At 63.6% G+C, this 19702-nt stretch carries 26 protein-coding genes and 3 tRNA genes; 16 read left to right on the forward strand and 13 right to left on the reverse strand.

All coding sequences use genetic code 11. The features are described from left to right. Positions 1-35: 35 nt before the first annotated feature. The 6 genes from HLA98_RS00715 to HLA98_RS00740 all read right to left on the reverse strand — a co-directional run bounded on the left by HLA98_RS00715 (position 36) and on the right by HLA98_RS00740 (position 8425). Positions 36-1526, reverse strand: a complete 1491-nt coding sequence (locus HLA98_RS00715; RefSeq protein ID WP_057500297.1) for a phage portal protein — start codon at positions 1524-1526, stop codon at positions 36-38. Between the two features lies 1 nt (position 1527). Beyond that, positions 1528-1743 carry a phage head-tail joining protein gene (locus HLA98_RS00720; RefSeq protein ID WP_057500296.1) on the reverse strand — a complete coding sequence of 72 codons (216 nt, stop codon included), beginning with the start codon at positions 1741-1743 and terminating at the stop codon, positions 1528-1530. A 393-nt stretch (positions 1744-2136) separates the two neighbouring features. Next, positions 2137-4062, reverse strand: a complete 1926-nt coding sequence (locus HLA98_RS00725; RefSeq protein ID WP_057500295.1) for a phage terminase large subunit family protein — start codon at positions 4060-4062, stop codon at positions 2137-2139. Continuing rightward, on the reverse strand, positions 4059-4703 hold the full coding sequence (locus tag HLA98_RS00730) for a hypothetical protein (RefSeq protein WP_057500294.1): 645 nt from the start codon (positions 4701-4703) through the stop codon (positions 4059-4061). The genes HLA98_RS00725 and HLA98_RS00730 overlap by 4 nt, the downstream gene beginning before the upstream one ends. A gap of 342 nt (positions 4704-5045) precedes the next feature. Further along, positions 5046-7460, reverse strand: coding sequence for a DUF5906 domain-containing protein (locus HLA98_RS00735; RefSeq protein WP_057500293.1), 2415 nt, complete (start codon positions 7458-7460; stop codon positions 5046-5048). Between the two features lie 407 nt (positions 7461-7867). Then, positions 7868-8425 carry a hypothetical protein gene (locus HLA98_RS00740; RefSeq protein WP_232015561.1) on the reverse strand — a complete coding sequence of 186 codons (558 nt, stop codon included), beginning with the start codon at positions 8423-8425 and terminating at the stop codon, positions 7868-7870. Positions 8426-8469: 44 nt separating this feature from the next. On the opposite strand from HLA98_RS00740, the gene HLA98_RS00745 reads away from it, so the two are divergent. After that, entirely contained in the window at positions 8470-8715 is a 246-nt protein-coding gene (locus HLA98_RS00745) for a hypothetical protein (protein ID WP_129550546.1), read from the forward strand. 7 nt (positions 8716-8722) lie between these two features. Here the strand turns inward: HLA98_RS00745 and HLA98_RS00750 are convergent, their stop codons facing one another. Next, positions 8723-9049, reverse strand: a complete 327-nt coding sequence (locus HLA98_RS00750) for a helix-turn-helix domain-containing protein (RefSeq protein WP_057500291.1) — start codon at positions 9047-9049, stop codon at positions 8723-8725. A gap of 564 nt (positions 9050-9613) precedes the next feature. Here HLA98_RS00750 and HLA98_RS00755 point away from each other — a divergent pair. Next, positions 9614-9967 (forward strand): hypothetical protein, encoded by a 354-nt coding sequence (locus HLA98_RS00755; protein WP_057500289.1) that lies wholly within the window; start codon positions 9614-9616, stop codon positions 9965-9967. Between the two features lie 9 nt (positions 9968-9976). Here HLA98_RS00755 and HLA98_RS00760 read toward each other — a convergent pair whose 3' ends face one another. Beyond that, entirely contained in the window at positions 9977-10270 is a 294-nt protein-coding gene (locus HLA98_RS00760) for a hypothetical protein (protein ID WP_057500288.1), read from the reverse strand. Positions 10271-10552: 282 nt separating this feature from the next. On the opposite strand from HLA98_RS00760, the gene HLA98_RS00765 reads away from it, so the two are divergent. The 11 genes from HLA98_RS00765 (at position 10553) to HLA98_RS00815 (ending at position 15947) form a co-directional block, all read left to right on the forward strand. Next, complete coding sequence (locus HLA98_RS00765; RefSeq protein WP_049400533.1) at positions 10553-10777, forward strand: hypothetical protein; 225 nt, start codon at positions 10553-10555, stop codon at positions 10775-10777. Continuing rightward, on the forward strand, positions 10774-11022 hold the full coding sequence (locus tag HLA98_RS00770; protein WP_057500287.1) for a hypothetical protein: 249 nt from the start codon (positions 10774-10776) through the stop codon (positions 11020-11022). Before HLA98_RS00765 ends, HLA98_RS00770 begins: the two co-directional genes overlap by 4 nt. Next, the gene (locus HLA98_RS00775) at positions 11019-11168 is read left to right on the forward strand and encodes a hypothetical protein (protein WP_153856539.1); all 150 of its coding nucleotides are present in this window, start codon (positions 11019-11021) and stop codon (positions 11166-11168) included. The genes HLA98_RS00770 and HLA98_RS00775 overlap by 4 nt, the downstream gene beginning before the upstream one ends. Positions 11169-11242: 74 nt before the next feature. Further along, positions 11243-11491 (forward strand): hypothetical protein, encoded by a 249-nt coding sequence (locus HLA98_RS00780; protein ID WP_232015562.1) that lies wholly within the window; start codon positions 11243-11245, stop codon positions 11489-11491. 15 nt (positions 11492-11506) lie between these two features. After that, a complete protein-coding gene (locus tag HLA98_RS00785) occupies positions 11507-11779 on the forward strand; it encodes a hypothetical protein (protein WP_057500285.1) in 273 nt (90 codons plus the stop codon). Continuing rightward, complete coding sequence (locus HLA98_RS00790) at positions 11776-12102, forward strand: hypothetical protein (RefSeq protein ID WP_057500284.1); 327 nt, start codon at positions 11776-11778, stop codon at positions 12100-12102. The genes HLA98_RS00785 and HLA98_RS00790 overlap by 4 nt, the downstream gene beginning before the upstream one ends. Continuing rightward, positions 12099-12338: a hypothetical protein gene (locus HLA98_RS00795; protein ID WP_057500283.1), complete on the forward strand. Its 240-nt coding sequence runs from the start codon at positions 12099-12101 to the stop codon at positions 12336-12338. The genes HLA98_RS00790 and HLA98_RS00795 overlap by 4 nt, the downstream gene beginning before the upstream one ends. Next, complete coding sequence (locus tag HLA98_RS00800; RefSeq protein ID WP_057500282.1) at positions 12335-12823, forward strand: hypothetical protein; 489 nt, start codon at positions 12335-12337, stop codon at positions 12821-12823. The genes HLA98_RS00795 and HLA98_RS00800 overlap by 4 nt, the downstream gene beginning before the upstream one ends. A 7-nt stretch (positions 12824-12830) precedes the next feature. Next, positions 12831-13223, forward strand: a complete 393-nt coding sequence (locus tag HLA98_RS00805; protein ID WP_057500281.1) for a hypothetical protein — start codon at positions 12831-12833, stop codon at positions 13221-13223. Then, positions 13220-13918, forward strand: a complete 699-nt coding sequence (locus tag HLA98_RS00810; protein WP_057500280.1) for a hypothetical protein — start codon at positions 13220-13222, stop codon at positions 13916-13918. Before HLA98_RS00805 ends, HLA98_RS00810 begins: the two co-directional genes overlap by 4 nt. Then, a complete protein-coding gene (locus tag HLA98_RS00815; RefSeq protein WP_080392867.1) occupies positions 13911-15947 on the forward strand; it encodes a DNA cytosine methyltransferase in 2037 nt (678 codons plus the stop codon). Before HLA98_RS00810 ends, HLA98_RS00815 begins: the two co-directional genes overlap by 8 nt. A 16-nt stretch (positions 15948-15963) precedes the next feature. Here the strand turns inward: HLA98_RS00815 and HLA98_RS00820 are convergent, their stop codons facing one another. Then, positions 15964-16623 carry a hypothetical protein gene (locus tag HLA98_RS00820; protein WP_129550547.1) on the reverse strand — a complete coding sequence of 220 codons (660 nt, stop codon included), beginning with the start codon at positions 16621-16623 and terminating at the stop codon, positions 15964-15966. 64 nt (positions 16624-16687) lie between these two features. Between HLA98_RS00820 and HLA98_RS00825 the strand changes: the two genes are divergently transcribed. Further along, positions 16688-17041: a helix-turn-helix domain-containing protein gene (locus HLA98_RS00825; protein ID WP_331852470.1), complete on the forward strand. Its 354-nt coding sequence runs from the start codon at positions 16688-16690 to the stop codon at positions 17039-17041. Here HLA98_RS00825 and HLA98_RS00830 read toward each other — a convergent pair. The 4 genes from HLA98_RS00830 to HLA98_RS00845 all read right to left on the reverse strand — a co-directional run bounded on the left by HLA98_RS00830 (position 17029) and on the right by HLA98_RS00845 (position 18739). Continuing rightward, positions 17029-18144, reverse strand: a complete 1116-nt coding sequence (locus HLA98_RS00830; protein ID WP_057500277.1) for a site-specific integrase — start codon at positions 18142-18144, stop codon at positions 17029-17031. The genes HLA98_RS00825 and HLA98_RS00830 overlap by 13 nt on opposite strands. A gap of 161 nt (positions 18145-18305) precedes the next feature. After that, positions 18306-18379, reverse strand: a tRNA-Cys gene (locus HLA98_RS00835). 66 nt (positions 18380-18445) lie between these two features. Continuing rightward, a tRNA-Gly gene (locus HLA98_RS00840) sits at positions 18446-18521 on the reverse strand. A 142-nt stretch (positions 18522-18663) separates the two neighbouring features. After that, positions 18664-18739 (reverse strand) — tRNA-Gly (locus tag HLA98_RS00845). Positions 18740-18869: 130 nt separating this feature from the next. On the opposite strand from HLA98_RS00845, the gene HLA98_RS00850 reads away from it, so the two are divergent. Further along, on the forward strand, positions 18870-19271 hold the full coding sequence (locus tag HLA98_RS00850) for a hypothetical protein (RefSeq protein WP_057500276.1): 402 nt from the start codon (positions 18870-18872) through the stop codon (positions 19269-19271). Then, a complete protein-coding gene (locus HLA98_RS00855) occupies positions 19264-19692 on the forward strand; it encodes a hypothetical protein (RefSeq protein WP_049444656.1) in 429 nt (142 codons plus the stop codon). Before HLA98_RS00850 ends, HLA98_RS00855 begins: the two co-directional genes overlap by 8 nt. Positions 19693-19702 lie beyond the last annotated feature (10 nt).

Raw genomic sequence — 19702 nt, forward strand, 5'->3', positions numbered from 1 at the left:
GTCCTGCGTCGGAGCCTGGATTGGCTGGGGCATGGTCATTCCTCGTTGGTTGTTGAGGCGTCGACCAGGCCGGTCCGGGCGCCACTGGATTGAAGGAAAGTCATCAGACCGAGGGCGCCGGTCTCTTTCATCCGCTTGAAGTCCTTGCCCATCTCGACGTAGACCGCATCCGGGTCGTAGCCACGCCGACGCAGCGCTTCACTGGGCGAGTTGAGACCGGCGCCCATCGCTGCGATTTCCGATTCGATGTCCTGCTTGGGGTTGACGTAGTCCCAGCGCGGCGTGCTCCAGTCGGCAGTGCTTCCCGTGGAACGCACCCCACCGCCGAGCGCAGCTGCTTCGTCAAACCAGCGCCAGATCGGCTTACACATCTGCGGGACTAGCACCAGCCACTGCATCTGCTCGCAATCACGACGGAACTCCATCTGCCGGATGCGGGCACTAGAGAAGTTCACCTCACGCATATCACCGGTGGCCGACTCGTACGGGACACCGATGCCAGCAGTAATGATGTGCGCGTTAAACTTGCAATACTCGACGTAGCCCCCTGCCGGCTTTGGCTCGACAGTCTGGAAGGCTGTGGCACCAGTGATGTGGGTGACGCCACCGCTGGGCAGTGGCCCAAGGTCGGTGACCTGGTTGCGATCTGAGCCGAGCTGCGAAGGGCCGTCATCGTCCGCGTTGGACATCGAGTCGATGTCGCCACTGACGATCACACCAAGCCGCGCTTCCAGGTTCTTCCGCGCCAGCTCGGCGTCTTCGTACAGCATCAGGTCGCGCACTCGCGCGATCACCGGGGCGAAGCGCGTAATGCCGCGTCCCTGCCCGGGGCGGACGGGGTTGTACAGGTGGATGATGTCGGATGCCGGCACCAACGAACTGCTCAAGCGTACGGAGCCACGCACAGCCTCACCGGGATGCGCTCCGAATAACCAGTAGCCGCGAATCCGACCGATCGCGTCGTACTCAATGCCGTTGATGATCTGACCACCGCCCGACGCAGACCCGTTCTTGTTCCCGTCCAGCCAGTCGATCTCCAGTACCTGAAGCTGCAGCGGGACTGCGAGACCGTCCGACTGATGCCTGGTGCGGCGGCGAATCATGACCTCACCGTCCTGCTCCATCGCGCGATACGCGGTAGCCATCAGGCCGTAGATGTCCGACTTTCCATCAGCATCCGCCACATCGGCCCAGCGACCCCACAGGACGTCCAGCGCGGAAGCGTTTGGGCCTTCGGCCTTGGGAGTAATGCCGGTCCCGATCGTTGCGCTCACCAGCACCTGGAGGGACCGCGCGCAGTACGGAACGTTCTGCACCAGCGCCCGAGCTCGATTGCGCAGCTCGCGGGCGTCTGCCAGGTGATCGGTGTTCGCGCTGGCCCCCGCCCTACGAACACGCCAACCGTCAGTGCGCGAAGCGCCCTCGTAGGCACGTACCGCATCCAGCGTTGCCCTGGCGCGGTGACGCTTCAGGGCTGCCTGCGGAGAAATGGCGCCGATGACCCTGTCCAGCAGCGAGGCCGCCATGTCAGAAGCCCCTCAGCGTCGTGAAGCGGTAGCGGCGTGTGGCCGACTTCCGTCGGCCAGCCGTCGTGGCGGCAACCTCAGCTTCCATGCGGTCCAAAGCCGTCAACATGGCTTCGACGGACTGATACGTGATCTGACGATCACCATGCCGAACGGACAACTGGCCGCTGGCGATGGCGGCCTTCAGCCTCTGCACATCGTCTGTGGTCCAGCTCATCAGTGAGGCATCCGCGAGATCATGGATGCAAGTTTCCTGATCAAGTGCGGGTGAGTCTCGGGGAACTCACCCGCACCCCCTACTCATTGGCGCAAGGCTCATCAAGCAAGCGGTACAGCGTCCGTCTGTCAATCCTGAACCTCCTGCACAGCGACCGTACAGACTCCTGTTCCTGCATCCCTTTTCGGATCTCATCCACAGGGTAGGCACTGATTTGCATGCTGGCGGGGATGTACAGATCCTGTGCTGGGTACTCTTCGACAAGGTAGGCCACAACTGCCTCCACAACGCTGCGTATATCGTCGCTATCACATCGCAGGCGCAGCGCGGCGCCGACCGCGAGCTCCTCCGTCAGCTCACTGATTCGTACTTTGTTTCGGACTGTGTTCCTGCTCACCACTGCCTCCCCGTGCTGCGAGGCTGCGCGGGACGTTGCCGGCGAGGCACACTCGATGTTTCACGGGAATCAGTGGACGTGTCGGCCTCCGACGCAGCACCTTGCGTTTCGCGTGAAACGTTCACGCTTGGCGGCGCAGCCAGCCTTTGTTCCAAAAGGTCCCAATCGGAACGCGTGAAGCGGTTGATGCGGACCTCTGGGTGATGGGTCGCCGCGTAGGCATACACCCATGTGTCCAACGGCTCGTTTCGGGTCACCTTCTTCTCAAAGCGATTCTTGACAGGGTTGTAGACCTCCGACACCAGGCCTGGGAAGAACTCATCCGGCAGCTGGTCACTGAGGTGGACCATGCGATTCTCGGGCTTACGCTCGGCGTCAGCCGACAGACGGCTGTAGAGGTAGTGCTTGGCTGCAACGGTACCCACGTGGTTGATGGTGATGCCGCGCTTGTCAGTCTTGCCCTTCCAGGTGACGTCAGCCAGCTTGCCCTTGGACAGCACGGGAGCATTGTTGGGTACAGCACCAAAGATGCACATTGGTCGGGTGATGCGCCGCTGACGGACGTAGTTTTTGACGGCCTCGGTGCGGTGGCCACCAGCGTCGATGGCCACTGCCATCGGCCGGAGCAGCGCGCCATCTTCGCGCTCGATTGCGCGGTTGAGCAAATCGGTCAGGGCTACCCAAACCGCTTCCTCGGCCGGATCGCCCTGCAGCTCCACATAGTCCAGCGTCCATGCGGTCATACCCCGTCCCCAGCCGACGACATGAACAGCAAGACGGTTGTCCTGCGTATCCACACCTACGGTGATAGCCAGCACACCTTGCGGAGCCGAACGCAGCGCATAGGGCTCGGCACGATCTTTGATGACGTTGTGCTTCACTGCCCGCATTGCCGGGTCTTCCCACGTCTCGGCCAGGCGATCATTGACGAAGGTCTTTAGGGAAGCGGGATCGCCCTGCGCCTCCAGCCATTCCTTCACCAGGTCCAACCAGCGCGGCCCCAGGCCGAACTGGTAGTAGAGGCAGTTGATGGTGTAGCCGCGAATGGGCGAGTCAGGGTTGGCCGCGACCCAGCGCCCGTTGGCGATCATCTCGGTCTTGAAGTGTTCCTCGATGGCGACACCGCACTCGCAACAGGCGTACCACGCGTGGGTCTTATCGGGCGACCACACCAGGCCACTCCACTGCAGCGCCTGGTAATGGCCGCAGTGGGGGCACGGCACGTGATAGCGGCGCTGGTCGCTCTTGTCGTACAGCTTCGTGATCCGGCTGAGTCCGGCGATGCCAGGCGTGCTGATGTACTGGCGCTTGTAGGTGGTCGGGAAGGACGACGTGCGGCCGTCCAGCATCTTCACCGGATCGTCGCCGGTGGAGAGCTGCTGCGGCGCCTCATCGATCTCATCCACCTGCAGGTACTTCACCGTCGAGGACTTCAGGCGCTGCGGGCTACCCATGTGCTCCACGAACAGCTGGCCGCCAGCGAAGTCCTTGAACGTGCGCTGGTTCGCGCTGTCGCGGCTGGCGGTGCTGGTCAGCGCCTTCTTGACTGCTGCGCAGACCTCGATCATCGGGTTCAGCTTCTGGGCGATCCACTTGTTCATGGACACCTCACCCGGCAGCGCATACATCATCGGGCCCGGCGCATAGTCCATCCAGTAGGCCATGGAATTGGTCGCCAGCTGGCTCTTGCCGAACTGGATCGGGAACATGCAGACCTGGTCATGCACCGGGCTACGGGCGGACATGTTGTCCATCGGCTCACGCAGTGGCGGGTTGCGGTCCGTCACCCAGCGCCCGGGCTTGCTGCCGCTCTTGGTGGACAGGCGCATGTGTTCGTCGCACCACTGCGAAACGCTCATGGGCCGCCGCGGCTGCAGCGAGCGCGCCAGCACCGACGCCAGGCAGCTCTGTGCCTCCATCATTCCGCAGCCTCCGCTGCCTTGGCCGCCAACGTGCGGAAGCCCTGGCTGAGTTCTTCCAGGGCGTGGCTCACCTCATCCCAGACCAGCCGCCGGCAACCGGCCTCATCCAGCGTTGCGGCGAGCTGCGGCGCCAGCGTGTCGGCCAGGCGCTCCATCGCACCCCGGAACGTCGTTGCATGCTCAGCGAGGAATGCCTCCACGTCCGCACGCGGCAGCAGTAGCCCTAGCTCCTTCTGCAGCGCGATGTGGGCCATGTGCGCGTCGGTCTCTGCCTTGTCGGCCAGCGCCTTGGCCTTGCGCGCGGAGTCTGGGGTCTGGGGCCGACCTACCCGTGAAGGCTTGGCATCGTCGTCGTCGCCATCCTCTTCGTCGTCATCGACGTCGGCGTCTACAGCATCGCCCCCCTCCCCGCTCCCCACCAGCGCGCTACCGCGCTCATCTGCGTGGCGCTGGGCGACACCGGCATAGACCGGGTCTGCGGTGCGAGCGTAGAGCTCCAGGGAGGCGGCCTTCAGGAATCCCTTGCCGCCCTCACCGACCACCACCCTGCCCTTCTTCCTCAGTTCTACCACGTAGGACGGCTTACAGCCGATCAGCGAGGCCAGCTCTTTGCCAGTGATCGTCACGTCTTCCTCAGCCATTGATTCCCCCTACTCCATTTCCTTCGAAGATCGTTAAAGCGGAAAAACGCGCGCGCGTGAGCATGTGCGGGCTGTGCGGTGGCGTGTGCGGGATGCGATAGCCGCCGAATCGACGTGGCACAAGGCGTGTGCTGTGTGTGCGGGATGTGCGGTCACCCACATACGCACGCGAGACGCATTGCGGTTTTGCAGCGCGATACCCGTTCGCACCCGCGCCCGCCCATGTAGGCCGATGCCCGCACGTCCCGCACACTCCTACTGCCGCAAGCGATTCACGGCAATTCAATGCCCGCACATCTGCCCGCACGTCCCGCACTCCCCGCACGTCAATGGGCATAGTGATCACGCACGCCCCTTGTAGTCGGAGTACATGCGGCGGAAGGACACGACCTGGTCGCCCAGCCATGCTGCCTCTGTCTTCCCGTCAGGCACCGTGCAATCGCCGAGCATCAGGAAGCCATGTGGCCCGTTCACGGTCTGCTCGATCTGGTAGCGCTTCCGGGCCCGATCGGGGTGGATGATCTGGCGCTTGCGCACCAGTGCGTTGATGAACTTTGGTGACGGTGCCGGGCGCGGCAAGCCCTCACGCGCGCACCAGGCCTTGTAGACCTCGTACCACTCTTTCGAGAGCGCCGGCATGGGCTTCAGCCCGGGAATGTCATCGCCGTAGAGCTCGTCCAGGAAGCGCTGCGGGCTGTCCTGGCTCAAGCCGATCAGCTCTTCCTTCGCATGGGTCATCGGCGGATGGGTGCCGTTGGTGAACCCGGTCAGGTCAACCTGCAGCAGGTAGTGGTGCAACGCTGCCGTTGCGCCGTTGCGGATATCGGCCAGCACCTCGGTGTAGAACTCCAGGCTCAGCTTCTCCGGCGTCCAGATCACCGCGTGGCGCCGGTCGTCCTCTTCCAGAACGACCGGCATCGCTTCATTCGAGAGGAACACCAGGTTCGCGTGATTGTCCTCCTCGTAGGCCTGGATGTTCTTCGGGTTGATGCGGATGCGGTCGCCCGTGATCAGCGCCTTGAGCTTGTTCTTGAGGTGGTACACCTCGGTGCGTGCAACCACTTCATCGGCCAGCAGGAACAGCTTACGGCTTGCCCAGTCGTTGAATTTGTCTTCCAGCGCCGCCTGGTCAAGCACGCGACCGTAGTCACCGTAGAGCTTCATGTACTCATCGAAGAACATGTTCTTGCCGGTGCCCTGCGGACCATGAATGACGATGGTCGATTTCATCTTGGCGCCAGGATGCTGCAGCGGGTACGCGAGCCACTTGACCACCCAGTCGTACAGCGCCTTCTGGTTGGCCTCGTTTCCGCACATGTGCCAGAGCAGCTGCAACAGCCGGTCGCAGTTGCCCTCCTGCGGTACGGTCGGCCACCCGGCGAAGAGATTGCACGTCACCCCGGGTTTCTCGCACGACGGGTCAAAGTCCACTTCCCGCACACGCACGATGGACCGATCCGAGTGCTCCATCCACGCCCGATGCAGTTCCTTGCGCACGCAGGCATCGCGCATGTCGCCCAAGGCAACCAGCATGTGCTCTTTGTGATCGAACACCGTGCCGCCCTGACCATAAACAAGCGCGAAGCGCTCAAGCAACTCGCTCAACGAGTGGATCGGTGCCAGGCGATCATTCCCCGCGCCCCCATCGCTGGTGATGGAAGGCGCGCGTTTTTCTGCAGGCACCCGCCATGAAAGCTCCGTGAGGCGAGCCTCGACCTGCGCCCGCACGACGTGAAGGCCCTCTTGGGCGTGCAAATCATTGAAGTCGCTGACCTTACGTCCGCTGTCGATGAAGCGCTCACGCCTGGCAGACTCATCGGCAAATACTGGGTGCAGCACCGCTCCGCCCACGTCCAGTGCTGCGGCCTCGGCACCGAGCAGGCCGGCATTCGACGCGCTATGCGGCTGCGCGCACGATGGGCAGAACTGCGGATGGTCGGCTAGCACCAGGCGGCTCTTGCAGTGCCGGCACTTCTGCAGCACATCGTCGTCGGCGCACAGCAGCATCTTGATGCTGCGATAGCGTTTCGCCAGAGCCGAGGCGACGGCCAGCATGTTGCCAGCATCGAATGCCACGGCTACCGGATAACCCGTCGCCATGTGCAGCGTGGCCGCAGTGGCATAGCCCTCGGCCACCAGCAAGATCCACTGCGGGCTTCCGCCGATCAGGTGGAAGTGGCCCTTCTTGACCATGCCTGCCGGCCAGTACTCCTTGGCCGGCTTGCGTCCTGCGGCGGCCAGCTTCGCGCTGCGTAGCACCTGCAGGCCATGCACCTGGCCGTTCACATCGAGCAACGGCACAAGTGCGGCACCGGTGGTGCCGTAGCGCAGACCGAACCCTTGCACGCCCTTGCTGACCAGGTAGTCAGCCTCGCCGACTGCATTCGCCTTTGCCCAGGCCGACGATGCACGCTCGGCCGCCCGCTTCGCCTGGGACTGGCGAGCAGACTCGGCCCTGCGACGATCCTCGGCCAGCCGGTTGCGCAGCGCTTCGCGCTGTTCATCGGAGAAGGTCTTATCGCGCTTGCGCAGATCAACCTTGGTCGCGCCGTTCTCGTTTCCGTGCCAGACGCCGTAGGTGCCGACGACTAGCACTTCGCCGGCCGAGGTGTTCAGTTCGTGGAGCGCGTACCAGCCCCGGCGCTCGCGTGAACCTTCGACGCGGCACCGGACCATGCGCCCGGTGGTGTCCAGTTCGGTGACCAGCAGGCCGGCAGACTGCAGCTGCTGCAGCACATCCCCATAGTTCTCAGACATTCAGTAGTTTCCCGAGCCGCTATCTACCCAGGAAATGCGCGTCCGAATACCCGCGTCCGTCAGGCCCAGGGAGGACCCATCGCTGGTATCGCGAATGGCTCGCAATGCCAGGGCAGATTCAGTAGCGCGGGCAGCACGCGGCCTTTCACAAGCCACCCGGGGGGATGGGGCCGAATCAGTGCTTGCTTGGTACATCTGGATTCCCCAAAGGCAGGCAGTGCTGCCGGTTGTCTTGCTGCTCTTGTCGCTGGCGGATGCGCTCGCGCTCCGCCAATGCTTCTTCACCTACCAACCCGGGCACCGCGTCAGTCAGCGCCAAGGCGGCCAGTTCCATTGCTTGCCGCGCAGATGCGCTGGCTATGCCACGCCGTCGATATCGGGATCGATGGGCGTGGTGGGTTGCCACGTCAGTCCTCCATCCCCTGCTTACCAGCAGCACGGCAGGCATTGCGCTCCAGTCGGTAGCAGAGCCTGCGCACGTCGCGCGATAGGTCCTGGATTCGATCCGCCTCGGGGACGGTCAAGCGCTGGTCGGCCATAGCGTCGATACCGGCGCCAGCCAGCGCGCCGGTCAGCTTGTGCAGCTCCAGCAGCTTTGCCTGTATCGCGGCCAGCTCGTTCGGCCAACCACCCTCGGGTGGCGGCGGTACGTAATCCACCATCAGGTCGTACTGACCTGCGAGGGAGCACACCCAGTCGGTGGCAATCTCCTGCGTGACCACGAACTGCTGCAGGTAGTCCGTCAGGATCTCGGCCATCTCCATGGAGATGGACTCACCATCGATGCCTCGCAGTTTTTTGCGCAGCGTCTCTGCCGAGATCGACTTGCCCCTACGCTTGCTGATGTGTGCGGCCGCATCCTGCAGACCACCTGGGGCGCGGGCCACTGCGTTGTGCAGGGCATCCCGCCAGTACAGGTCAGAGCGGAGGCAGGTCATGCGCCCTCCCCCTGAAATGTCGAGCATTTCATCGTTCCATGCCGGCCAGTGCCGCCCGCAAAATTCCGCCTATGCCAGAGATCATCAGCTTCCCTCGGCGCATGCGCTTTCAGGCCATTCGATCCTTCGACGTTCGGACCGGGACTGGCGGCGTTGTTGCGGTCCTGTGGGCGCCCCTGAACTTCGATCACCCGAAGGAAAGTAATCGCAAGCAGCATCACAATCACCCCGCCCTTGCGGAGCTGCTGCCGAATGAAGCGCAGACGGTAGTGTTGGTGGCCGCGAGCCCAACCGAAGCGAGCTATGGCGATGCTTAGGGCAGGATCACGGGCTGGCATTAACGCCCCCCACCGATCCGAGGACTCTCTTGAAATAGCCCACGATTGCGCCGGCAGCATCACGCTCCCAGCGGACACCCGGGATCAGTTCTTCGGCGGTAACCTTTCCTCCGAGGGTATCGGCGCGCAGCGCTGCGTCCTGGTTCTCGGCCATCGCCGACGCAACCGCCCGCTCAATGGCGATCGCCACCTCCTCGGTCACACCATTCTTGCGCCAGTGATAGACGTAGCCCGTGGCGGGCTTGCCGGTAACCCGACGAGCCAGCTCACTTTGGGTGCCACAGATCGCAATAGCCCGTTGCAGAGGGGTCATGGAATGCCCGGTCACAAGAATTCTTGCGGTAAATTAGCGCAATCTTTCTTGCGAATCAACAGTGCAAGATTGCTTGCATGTTGATAGGTGAAATCACACGGGGCCTGATGGAGGCCCACGGGCTTGGTGTGGAGGCTCTTGCAGCCCGTGTCCGCGCAGCGGGTGCACCCAACGTGAAGTACCAGCACATCCAGCAACTGTTGGACACTCCAACCCGCCGTCCCCGGTACATCCCGGAGTTGGCGCGCGCGTTCGGCATGTCTGTTGAGCAGTTCCTGACTTGGGACAAGGGCGAGCCGCTCAGTGCCCTCTCAGCACCCCGTTCTGCACAATCTCAACCAGTGCAACTCGACGCCCCTACGCTTGCCGCGTCGTACCAACTTGTCCGCCTAGCCTGCCTTGCGCTCGGGTCTTCATTCGATCCAGAAGACGCGAGTGACGCCTCGATTGTCATCTTGGCTCACAACTACCTGGCCGCCCGTCAGGAGAAGGCAGTTACGCCAGACAACGTGGTCGACTTCACCGCACACCTGCGGAAGCGCCAGATTTCAAAGGGGGTTGATCATGAAGGAAGCGGCAGCACTGGAAGCTCTCGCGCAGGCACTCGCTAGCAAAGTTCGGCAGCAGGCACGGCCGCCCGACGTAAGGTGCCCACGACAGTGCCACGCGACAGCGTCAAATGACGCCATCGCCTTCGCGTACATCCGCAGGATTCGCCTGCTATGTGAAGCCTTCCAGCTGAGCTGGCTAGTCGACCAGCACCTGATTCTGAGGCAACGCCTAACCGACCTTACAGCGCAAGAGCTTGGTGCGTTGCTCTGCGAGATGGAAGAAGCAAGGGAAGCCATCATGGAGGGCTTCCCGCTTGAGCAGACTGGGCTCATCAAGAACATGGCTGAAGTGCTGCCGAACCCTTGACGAGGACAGTTACGGACTATGCCCGCCACGTTCCCGGATGAAGTCCTGCAGCGTCTGTGGCTCACGGTCATCTTTGGACGTGGCCACGCCTGCCACGTCCCCTGCCTCAATTCCCTGGTCCCGCAACCCTTGCCTAGCCAGCAGCCGATTGTTCCTGCGTTGCTCCTCGATAAGCACCCGCAGTAGCGGCTTGATGCCGAACACGGCAAAAGGCATGAGCAACCCCATAACCACCAATGCCAGCACGGCTAAGGCAACCAGCCAGACGCCCAGAGCGCCCAGTGTGCTGAAGAAGACTTCCATACACCTCTCCTCCCTCCATAGAAGGCCTGGAGGTTAGCATTCGAGCGCGCATTCAGCTGCGGCAAGGACAGCCCTCCTGGCCGGCACAAATTCGCTCCAACCGCGATTACGCAAGTTTTCTTGTTGACGGGCGCGCAAGTTTGTTTGTAGAGTCCGCCCTGCCAGCTGTGCAGCTGGCGGGCGACCGGCGGGTCGCCACCCTGCCGGCCCCTCCCCTGACCGGCAGTAGCCGCCCCCTCGGCCATTGACCCGCCGGCGCCCTCCTTCGAACAGGAGCGCGCCATGTCTCATCGCTACGCCGATCCAAGCCCCTGCCTGCTGCCGCTGCTGGCCGTAAAGGCCCTGCGGGCCGTGGCAGCACGCGATCACAGCACCGCCCGGACCCTGTGGGTTCGTAGCAAGGGCGAACACAGCCGCAACCAGCTGCGCCGCTCCCGGCGCATGGGCGTTGCCAGCCTTCGCCTGGAAGCCTGCTCACGCGACATGTCTGCGGAGGTGCGGGCATGAGCGCGCTTGCATCGAAGAACCACTGCCTGTGGTGCTTCAACTGTGATGAGAACAGCCCGGGCGCTAAGAGCGCTGACGACTGCGAGGATCTCGCCGGGCGCGAGGGCTGGGTGCTTGGGATCGACATCGACGGCGGCGGCGGAGCGCAGTACGCATGCGCCGACTGCGCGGAACTCCTGGATGAAGCGCTTCCTGTCAAAAGCCTGCGGGCAATGCGGCAAGAGATTGGCGGAGGTGCAGCATGAGCCGACGTCTCCGCCTCGCCTGGGCAGCTGTCGCGCTGTTGGCCGCGGTTGTCGTACCGCTACGCATCGCCGAGATCAACCAGGCGAACGCCGACCGTGATGCGGCCAAGGCGCGCTGGACGCTCAGCACTTCGGTGAGGGGCTGACCATGCGCCAGACCGCTCGCCCGCTTCCCGACTCAGTGCCCCTGTGCGCGTCCGGCCATCGACCGCAACTCGTCGTGACCGAAGGCGCCCCTACCGGCCATCGCCTGGGCGCGCCCTGCCCGCCGCTGCTGCACATCGAATGCTATCGATGTGGCCTCGCCACGCGTCCGGTACCGATGGAAAAGGCCGCGCTGGCCGAGCTGCGCTGGACCGATTCGAGCCTTGCACACCTCCGCATCCCGATCTCGCTGCTCGCCCGCCATCGCGGCGAGGTGCTGGCCGAGATCGCGGCCGCCTCCCCTTCCACGCCTATCGCTGCCTAACCAGGAGAACTGCCCATGGCCGCTCCACTGAAGCCGAAGGAAAAAGCCGCGTTGCTCGCAGCGCATGGCGCTTCCGACCTCACCCTCCACCGTACCGCCAACGGATTCGCGCCCCGCAACCGCCCCGAGAAGCTGTTCACGCGCCGCGTCATGAATTGGCTGGATGAGCGCGTACTGATCAGGTACGACGATCCGCAGCTGCCGCGCAAGGCGACCTTGACCACCACCGGCATCGCCGCCGCCGAGGCAGAAATCGCCAAGGCCCGCGACTTGGCACTGACGGCATGAGCGTGCAGACCACGCTGCCAGTGGAGCAGCAATTCGCCACCGGCCATCAGGGCGAGTCACTCGTATTGATGGTCTGCCAGGGCTGGCTATGGGCCGGCCTTTACACCGCCGCGCCCCGCGCGTCGCTCCTGAAGGTCGCCGCCAGCGCCAGCCGGAGCGTGGGGGTATCGCACCACGCGCTCACCCTCGGCGGCGTCACGTTTTCCCTCAACCGACTGGCCGCGCAGGCCGCGCACCGCTGGCTCGACCGCCAGGGCGTGCGGGTTCGGTCGACCACCCCCATCAACCGCGCTACGCGCCGCACGCGAGGAATCTCGGCATGAGCCGTTCTGTTGTCATTTACGGGCCGCAGCGCTGCGGCAAGACCACCAACGCGCAGGATCTGCGCGCACACTTCGGCCTGCAGAAGGTCCTGGACGACTGGGACGGACACACTGCGTATCCGTTGGAGGACACGCTCGTCCTGACCAACAATCCGCACGCGATCGCGCACCATTCGTCGCGCGTCCTCGATCACGGCTGCGCTATGCGCGACATGTGCACGGGAGCGCAGGCATGAGCGCCCGTCCACAGCAGACCGGCCGCGCTGCCGAAGTGCGCAGGGTCCTGTCTATGTTCCCGCAAGGCGCCACGGTCGAGCAGATCAAGACCGCTGGCCGCATCAACAGCACCCACCAGGCCATCGGCTACACGCTGAAGGGGCTGGCGCGCAGCGGCCAGGCCATCTGCCACCGCTCCGGCGTGCGTGGCATCTGGCGCCTCTCCAGCCACACGCAACATGCGATCGCTCCGCTGCGCGCTGCACCTACCCGGGTGCAGCCGACCTGCACGCCAGGCCCGCTTACAGGTGTCAGTGACGCGGCGACCACGATCCGACACCGGGAACTCGACCGGCAGCAGTTGGCCGACGACCTGGACGCTTTCCTCGCAGCGGGCGGGCTGATCGAGGTGCTGGGGCACACCCCGCTTCGCCCGTTGATGAACCGTCACGTAGCCAACCACGGCAGCTATGCAGAGCGCACGGCAGCCCATGACATCGAATGAGGCCGCCATGAGCATCGAATCGCACACAGCGGCCGCCACTGAACCCGGCAGGCCGGGTAGCACCTATTCCGATGGCCCAGCATGGCATGCCTTCGGCCTCAGTCGCGCCGCCTACCTGGTGCTGCCGCGCCGCACCTTGCAATCCATGCCCTTGGATTGGCAAGCGCGTTTTGTCGCGCTGATCCAAGAGGCGCGCCAGGCATTGCCTGATGAGGCTTTCCCACAGTACCAGGCTGTCCTACTCAGAGATGGGCGGTACGCCGCCGATCCCAACTGCCGCTACCGCCGCATGCCGCCGTTTCCGCATCGCCCGACCGAGAACGCACCCGCCAAATGCGATGCGCCGCTCGCTGGCGCTTTCGTGAACACCTTCACTCAATTCGATCAGGCCACCCAATGACCGCGAATCTCACGGTTCTTCCAACGAACTGCCCCGTTCTGCGCGACGCATTCGAAACGATCAGTGCGATCGCTGTCGAGGCTGTGTGGCTGCCCAACCAGGCGAAGGCAATCACCCTCGCGCAGGCCCAGACCGCGCTGCGGGATCTGCACAACCGCCTGCCGCGCTTGCAGGATCTGCGCGTATTCGAAGCCGCTGTAACCGCCTACGTTTCGACTCTGCGCAGCAGCATGCAGGACGGCGACACGCCACTCTGCGACACCACCCGCGCCCGGCTGGCGCAGGCGACCGAGCTGCTGGAGCTGGTCAGGAATCAGACCAGGACCGTCGTCGATCCGGCGGACCCATGGCGCGGCCTGTATCACCCGAGTCGACTCCCGGCGCGCAATGCCGACGGCGAGATCCCGTGCCATCCGGACGTGCCGGCGTGGGCGGACGGTCGCGAGGTATCGCTGCGACCGTTGTTGCTTGCGCAGGGTTTCGACCTGCAGATTACGTTTGGCGACTTCACCGAAGAAGCCGTGGAGACCGGGGACCATCGCTACTGGGATGAAATGCGCGCGTGGCAGCCCACTGGCCCCGGCGCAGATTGGCGCTTGGTCTGGCTGGGTGATACCGAAGATGGCCCAGCGGCATGGTTCGTGCGGCCGCTTGCAGCTGAGGCGCTTGTCGCCTGGGAGGCAGCACATGGCTGACGGCTCCGGCGGTTTCCGCTTCCCGTTGCACGACCGCAAATCACGGCTGCGCTCGGACGAGATCGTAGTTGATCTGTTCGCAGGAGGAGGCGGCGCCAGCCACGCGATGGAGACCGCGCTGGCTCGGGCGGTCGACATTGCGATCAACCACAACCCCTGGGCTGTGGGGCTGCACTCCGCCAACCACCCGTTTACCCGCCACCTGTGCCAGGACGTGTGGGAAGCAGACCCGCGCGTCGAGTGCGGCGGTCGCCCTGTGGGCGCACTACATGCCAGCCCGGACTGCACGCACTTCAGCCAGGCCAAGGGCGGTCAGCCGCGCAGCCGAGCAACCCGCTCGCTTTCGTGGGTTGTGCCCCGCTGGGCCGGCACCGTGCGTCCGCGCATCATCACGCTGGAGAACGTCAAGCAGATCCTGAAGTGGGGCCCGCTGATCGCCAAGCGCGACAAGGCGACCGGCCGCGTGATCAAGCTGGACGGCACAGTCGCAGCTGTCGGCGAGCGCGTCCCGCTGGACCGGCAGTTCCTGATCCCAGACAAGAAGCGCGAGGGCAGCACCTGGCGTCGCTTCGTGGCTGTGCTGCGGGCGCTCGGGTATCAGGTGGAGTGGCGTGTGCTGCGGGCTTGCGATTACGGCGCAGGTACGACGAGGGAGCGGCTTTACATGGTCGCCCGCTGCGATGGTGAGGCGATCGTCTGGCCCGAACCGAGCCACGGTCCTGACCGCGCACAGCCGCACGTGTCGGCGGCATCCAGTATCGACTGGTCCATTCCATGCCCAAGCATCTTTGGCCGCAAGAAGCCGCTCGCCGCCGCGACTGAGGCGCGCATCTGTCGAGGCATCAAGCGCTTTGTGCTGGACACCGCCGAGCCGTTCATCGTCCACGCCACCCACGGCGGGGAACGCAGGCCGCACGGGATCGGTGAGCCGATGCCGACGATCACTGCCGCCAACCGTGGCGAGATGATGATCGTGTCGCCCACCATCGTGCAGTGCGCGAACGCGTCCGCCAACGGGGTCGCTTCCGGAGGCGATCCGCTGGGCACCATCACGGCTTGGCCGCGTGGCGGCTCACACGCTGTCGTGGCGCCGATGCTGGTGCAGGCCGCACATGGCGAAGGCAAGCCCGGAGGCGTCAAGCGGTGGGGCGCTGGGGTTCGACCCGCCGATGAACCTGCGGGCACAATTACCGCCAGCGGCAGCGGTGGCTATGCGCTCGCCGCAGCCTCCCTGGTCAAGTTCCGGGGTACTAGCGATGGAGCGGACGCAGGTCAGCCGATGCCGACCATCACCAGCGGCGCTGGCGCGGCGCGGCCGGCCGGTGCCGCCCATGCCATGGGCGTCATGGCGGCGTTTCTGGAACAGGCCAACGGCGGGTTCTACCAGGGCGCCGGCAGTGCAGCCGATGAGCCCATGCCGACCATCTGCGCCAACGGAAGCCACCAGCGCCTCACGACCGCGCACCTGGTTACGCTCCGCAGGAACCTGGACGGCCAGACAACGGCCGATCCGCTCAGCACCATTTGCGCTGGTGCAACTCACCACGGGGTGATCGAGTGCGTCCTGAGCCCTGATCAGGAAGCCGGCGCACTGCGCGTGGCCGCGTTCCTGATGCGCTACTACGGCACAGGCGGACAGCATGGAGCACTAGACGAGCCGCTCGCGACCATCACCACGAAGGACCGGTTGGCGCTGGTCACGGTGCATCTGAGCGGCGTGCCGTATGTGATCGTGGATATCGGGCTACGCATGCTCAAGCCACACGAGCTGTTCCGCGCGCAGGGTTTCCCGGCCAGCTACATCATCGATCGCACGCAGGATGGTCGACAGGTCAGCAACAGCCGCGCCGTTGCCATGGTTGGCAACAGCGTGAGCCCGCCGCCGCTTTGCGCAATTCTGAACGCAAATATCTGTTCGACCGCAACCCCCATTCTCGTAGACGGCCAGGAGAGATGCGGAAAGACTGCCAGCAAGGCCGGATCGAAATCCGGCGACAAGATGCGCGGGAGTGTTGCTGATGTGCAATGACGCGAACGAATCACCCCTAGGAGGGCTCTATCGTGTGATCAAGGCTGGGCGGATTGTGCATTCGGAATCTGATCGATTCATCGGATGCACGCACATTTGCATCTTTGACTCCGACGTCAACGAAGTTCGTCAGATCCTCGAAATCCGTCTCAGACCACGTGCAAAGGTCCTTCCTGAATTCATTGAGCTCCTTTGCGCAGCTGACGTAGTACACGCGATCGCCTTCCATGCGAACCATCTCGGATGGACGCGTTTTCTCGACTTTCCAAAGAGATCGCTCGAACGCTCTCAGAAGAGCAACGCACTTCGCCAGTCGCTTCTCCAGTTCGCTAGTAATGCTGTGCACGTGTGGAATCAGAGGACTAACACTGTCTGCCGATATCTGAGCTATCAGTTTCCTAACTTCTTTGTGCTGCCAATGGTCAACGAGGTCATTGGACAACTCGATGACCTTGGCAGCAACAAGGAGCCGGTGCTCCATAAGCGCCAGCTCACCCGCCGAAATTTTCGCGACCATCTTGGCATGCCGCTTACGATGACAGCGATCTCGAATTACTGGCGCCACCCCAACACCAAGAGCTACCACAGCAGCAAGCCCTGTTGTTACCGCCGCCCAATCTACAAAGCATGTGGAGCTCAGAGGCGAACACCGAATCAAACCGTCCCAAACACTCATTCACTCCCTCCCCTTTTGATTGAGCGGCATTCTGCCACGCCCATGTGCGTTCTGGAGGCGATCTGTGGGTCAACCATCTAGAACGCACATTCTGGACAAGCCAGATGACACCCTTGGTTTAGAGGATGCCGCCAGAATGCTACGGCTCGGGCTAGAGGCAATGAAAGACCTGGTGGACAAGGGCGAAGTGCCGGCAGTGCGCTTGAATCAGAAGCACACGGTCATGCTGCGCGAGGACCTGATCGAGTTCCTACGCTCGGAAGGGCGCAGGCAGGCCGCCGAGCGAAAGAAATCGATGATCGGAAACCGACCTGCAGCCAACACGCCTGAGTCAGGGTCGACAAGACGTGCAAGCCAGTCGCGTCGCACAAAGCTGCCCGATCTGCGCGCCTACGAGCAGGCCGATCACCAGAGCTGATCGGCCAAATCGGAAGCGCGGAGGTTGGCGTACCGCTTTAGCTGGCGCGGATCGCGATGCCCAGTGATGCTCGCGATCTTGATGTCTGTCAGCGTGGTCTTTTCGTACAGCCGGCTCGTCGCTTCGTGACGTAGATCGTGGAAGCCTAGATCCGCGCATCCGGCCGCGACGAAGATGCGCTCGAACTGGCGCGACAGCTTGCTCGATACACGCCGCAGGGCCAGCGGGGTACGCTCGCCAGCCCAGAACGGGAACAGCCGGCCTTCGTAATCACCCTCATACGCGGCGAGCTTAGCCAGCAGTACCGAGGTCATGGGTACCTGGCGCTTGCTCCCATTCTTTGTCTTGTCCAAGAAGATCGTGCGCCGCGCCACATCGAGCTGACTGCGCTCTAGCGTGTAGATCTCCCGCATGCGCATGGCCGTTTCCAGCGCCATGTCGAACATCAGAATCAAAGCCTCCCGCTGCGGCAGATCGAGCGGACGCTGCCGCCCCGGCGGCTTTGCGCCGGCTAGGATCTCGCGGATGCGTTCTTCCTCACCAGGCTCCAGACGGCGATCACGCTCCTGGTCAGTTTTCGCCTCACCGTCGATGCGCTTCACAGCTACTTTGTCGTCGGCCGTGTACGTCGAATAGCCCCGTGGCAGAAGCCGCAGTGGATTCATTGGCAGCGCGCCGTGCGCAGCCAGCCAGTCCAGGGCGCGCGACAGGGCACCCACGTAGTGCCGGATGGTCGAAGGCGCGAGGTTCTGCTCACGCTTCATGGTGGTGACCCACTCGGTCGCCCACGTAAAAGTCAGCTGCGGCAAGGTGATGCCGATTGGCAGCCGAGAGAGCAGGACGGGCAGCAGCTGCTCGTCATCGACCGAGATGTGCTGCGCGCTCCGATACTCGCTGACCTGGCTGCGTAGATCCTTCGCGGCTGCCTTGGTGTTGGCCAGCTCCTCCGGCACCACCCCACGGTCGAGCAGCGCCTCGAGGCGGCGCACGTACTCGTCGCCCTCTGCCTCCGAGGCGAAGCTCAGATAGACAGGCTGGGGCAGCAGCCCCGCCCGCTTGATCGTGTACTGCCAGGAGTCGCCCCGGCGACGCTTCGTTGCCATCCCTGCTCAAACTCACGTAAACGCACTCGGCACATGTTAACGCGAGTTTGCCACCCGAAAACGGGTGGCAGACCGATGATTTCATGGCCGAATCAGGGGATTTTGCGGACCGTCGCCAAACGCCAGACAAAGAAAAACCCCTGATGAATCAGGGGTTTATTTGGAGGCCTCAAGCGGAATCGAACCGCTGTAAACGGATTTGCAATCCGGTGCATAGCCACTCTGCCATGAGGCCAACGTACTGCGCGCCAGGAACGGAGCCCTGACAAGACAAAACCCCATGATGGGGCCTGTCGGAACATGGAGCGGGAAACGAGACTCGAACTCGCGACCTCAACCTTGGCAAGGTTGCGCTCTACCAACTGAGCTATTCCCGCGTAAGCCGACATGGTACCGGAAATCCGGAACACACACCAGCGATTTCACTTTTCTGACTGCGCGTAGAGCCTTGTGGCCCAACGTGCCCCGCCTTGCCGCGGCGGGAGAAAAACAAGGCCCCTAGCGGGGCCCTGTAGAATCTGGAGCGGGAAACGAGACTCGAACTCGCGACCTCAACCTTGGCAAGGTTGCGCTCTACCAACTGAGCTATTCCCGCAGATTCCGTTCGACCTGCGTCGAAGGAGCGCTATTGTGTCCAAATTCCTTCACGCCGTCAACAGTCTTCACATCATGCGGTCACGGGCGTCCGCACTGCGGTACGCTGCCCCGCCCAGCCCCGTGCGCCCATGTTCCTTCGCGGCAAGCCCCTGTTGATCGCCCTGGCGCTGCATCTGCTGGTAGCGCTGCTGTACTGGGCACTGATTCCGCTGGGAATGAACTGGTATCGCGACCATTTCGGCTTCACCTCCCATCGCGACATCGGCCTGGGCATCGCCCAGTTTTATCTGTTCTGGATGTTCATTGGCGCCCAGCCGCTGATCGCGGTGCTGCGGCCACTGTTTGCCAAGCTGCTGGTCCTGACGATTCCTTTGGCGTTCGCCAGCTGGACGCTGATGCACAACCACCCGCTGCGCCTGATGTACTTCACCGTCGGCCCCGGCCTGCTGGCACTGGCCGCGATTGCCATATCCGCGTGGCATGCATCGCACAACCGCCTGCCTGCCACCACGGACACCGCCGATGCCTAGACGCTACGTCCGCCTGTTCTGGTTGCTGGTCGCGCTGACCTGGCTGGCGCTGATCGCTGCACTGGTCAATGCCGGCTTCACCCCGGACTATTGGCTGCTGCATCACTTGGAGGGCGCCGAACTGCCCTACCCGACCAGCACCGTCATCGTGTTCGCGTTGCTGGGTACGGTTGAACTGGTGGTAGCCGCCTTGATCGTGCGTCCGTGGCGACTGAAACGACTGTGGCTGCGCCTGCTGATCGCCTTCGCCCTGCTGCTGGCGTGGTCGGTGCCGTGGATGCTGTCGGCCATGCACCAGCCACCGGTGCATGGCATGCATCTGCTGTGGTTGCTCCTGCTGGACGTGGGACTGCTGCTGGCGCTGTGCATGGTGTCGGCGGTGAGCGCGTGGCGGGCGTTCCGGCGCCGAGAGGTCCCGTAGCGGCCCCTCC

It is taken from the genome of Stenotrophomonas africana (assembly GCF_013004645.1).
GTDB classification, from domain to species: domain Bacteria; phylum Pseudomonadota; class Gammaproteobacteria; order Xanthomonadales; family Xanthomonadaceae; genus Stenotrophomonas; species Stenotrophomonas africana.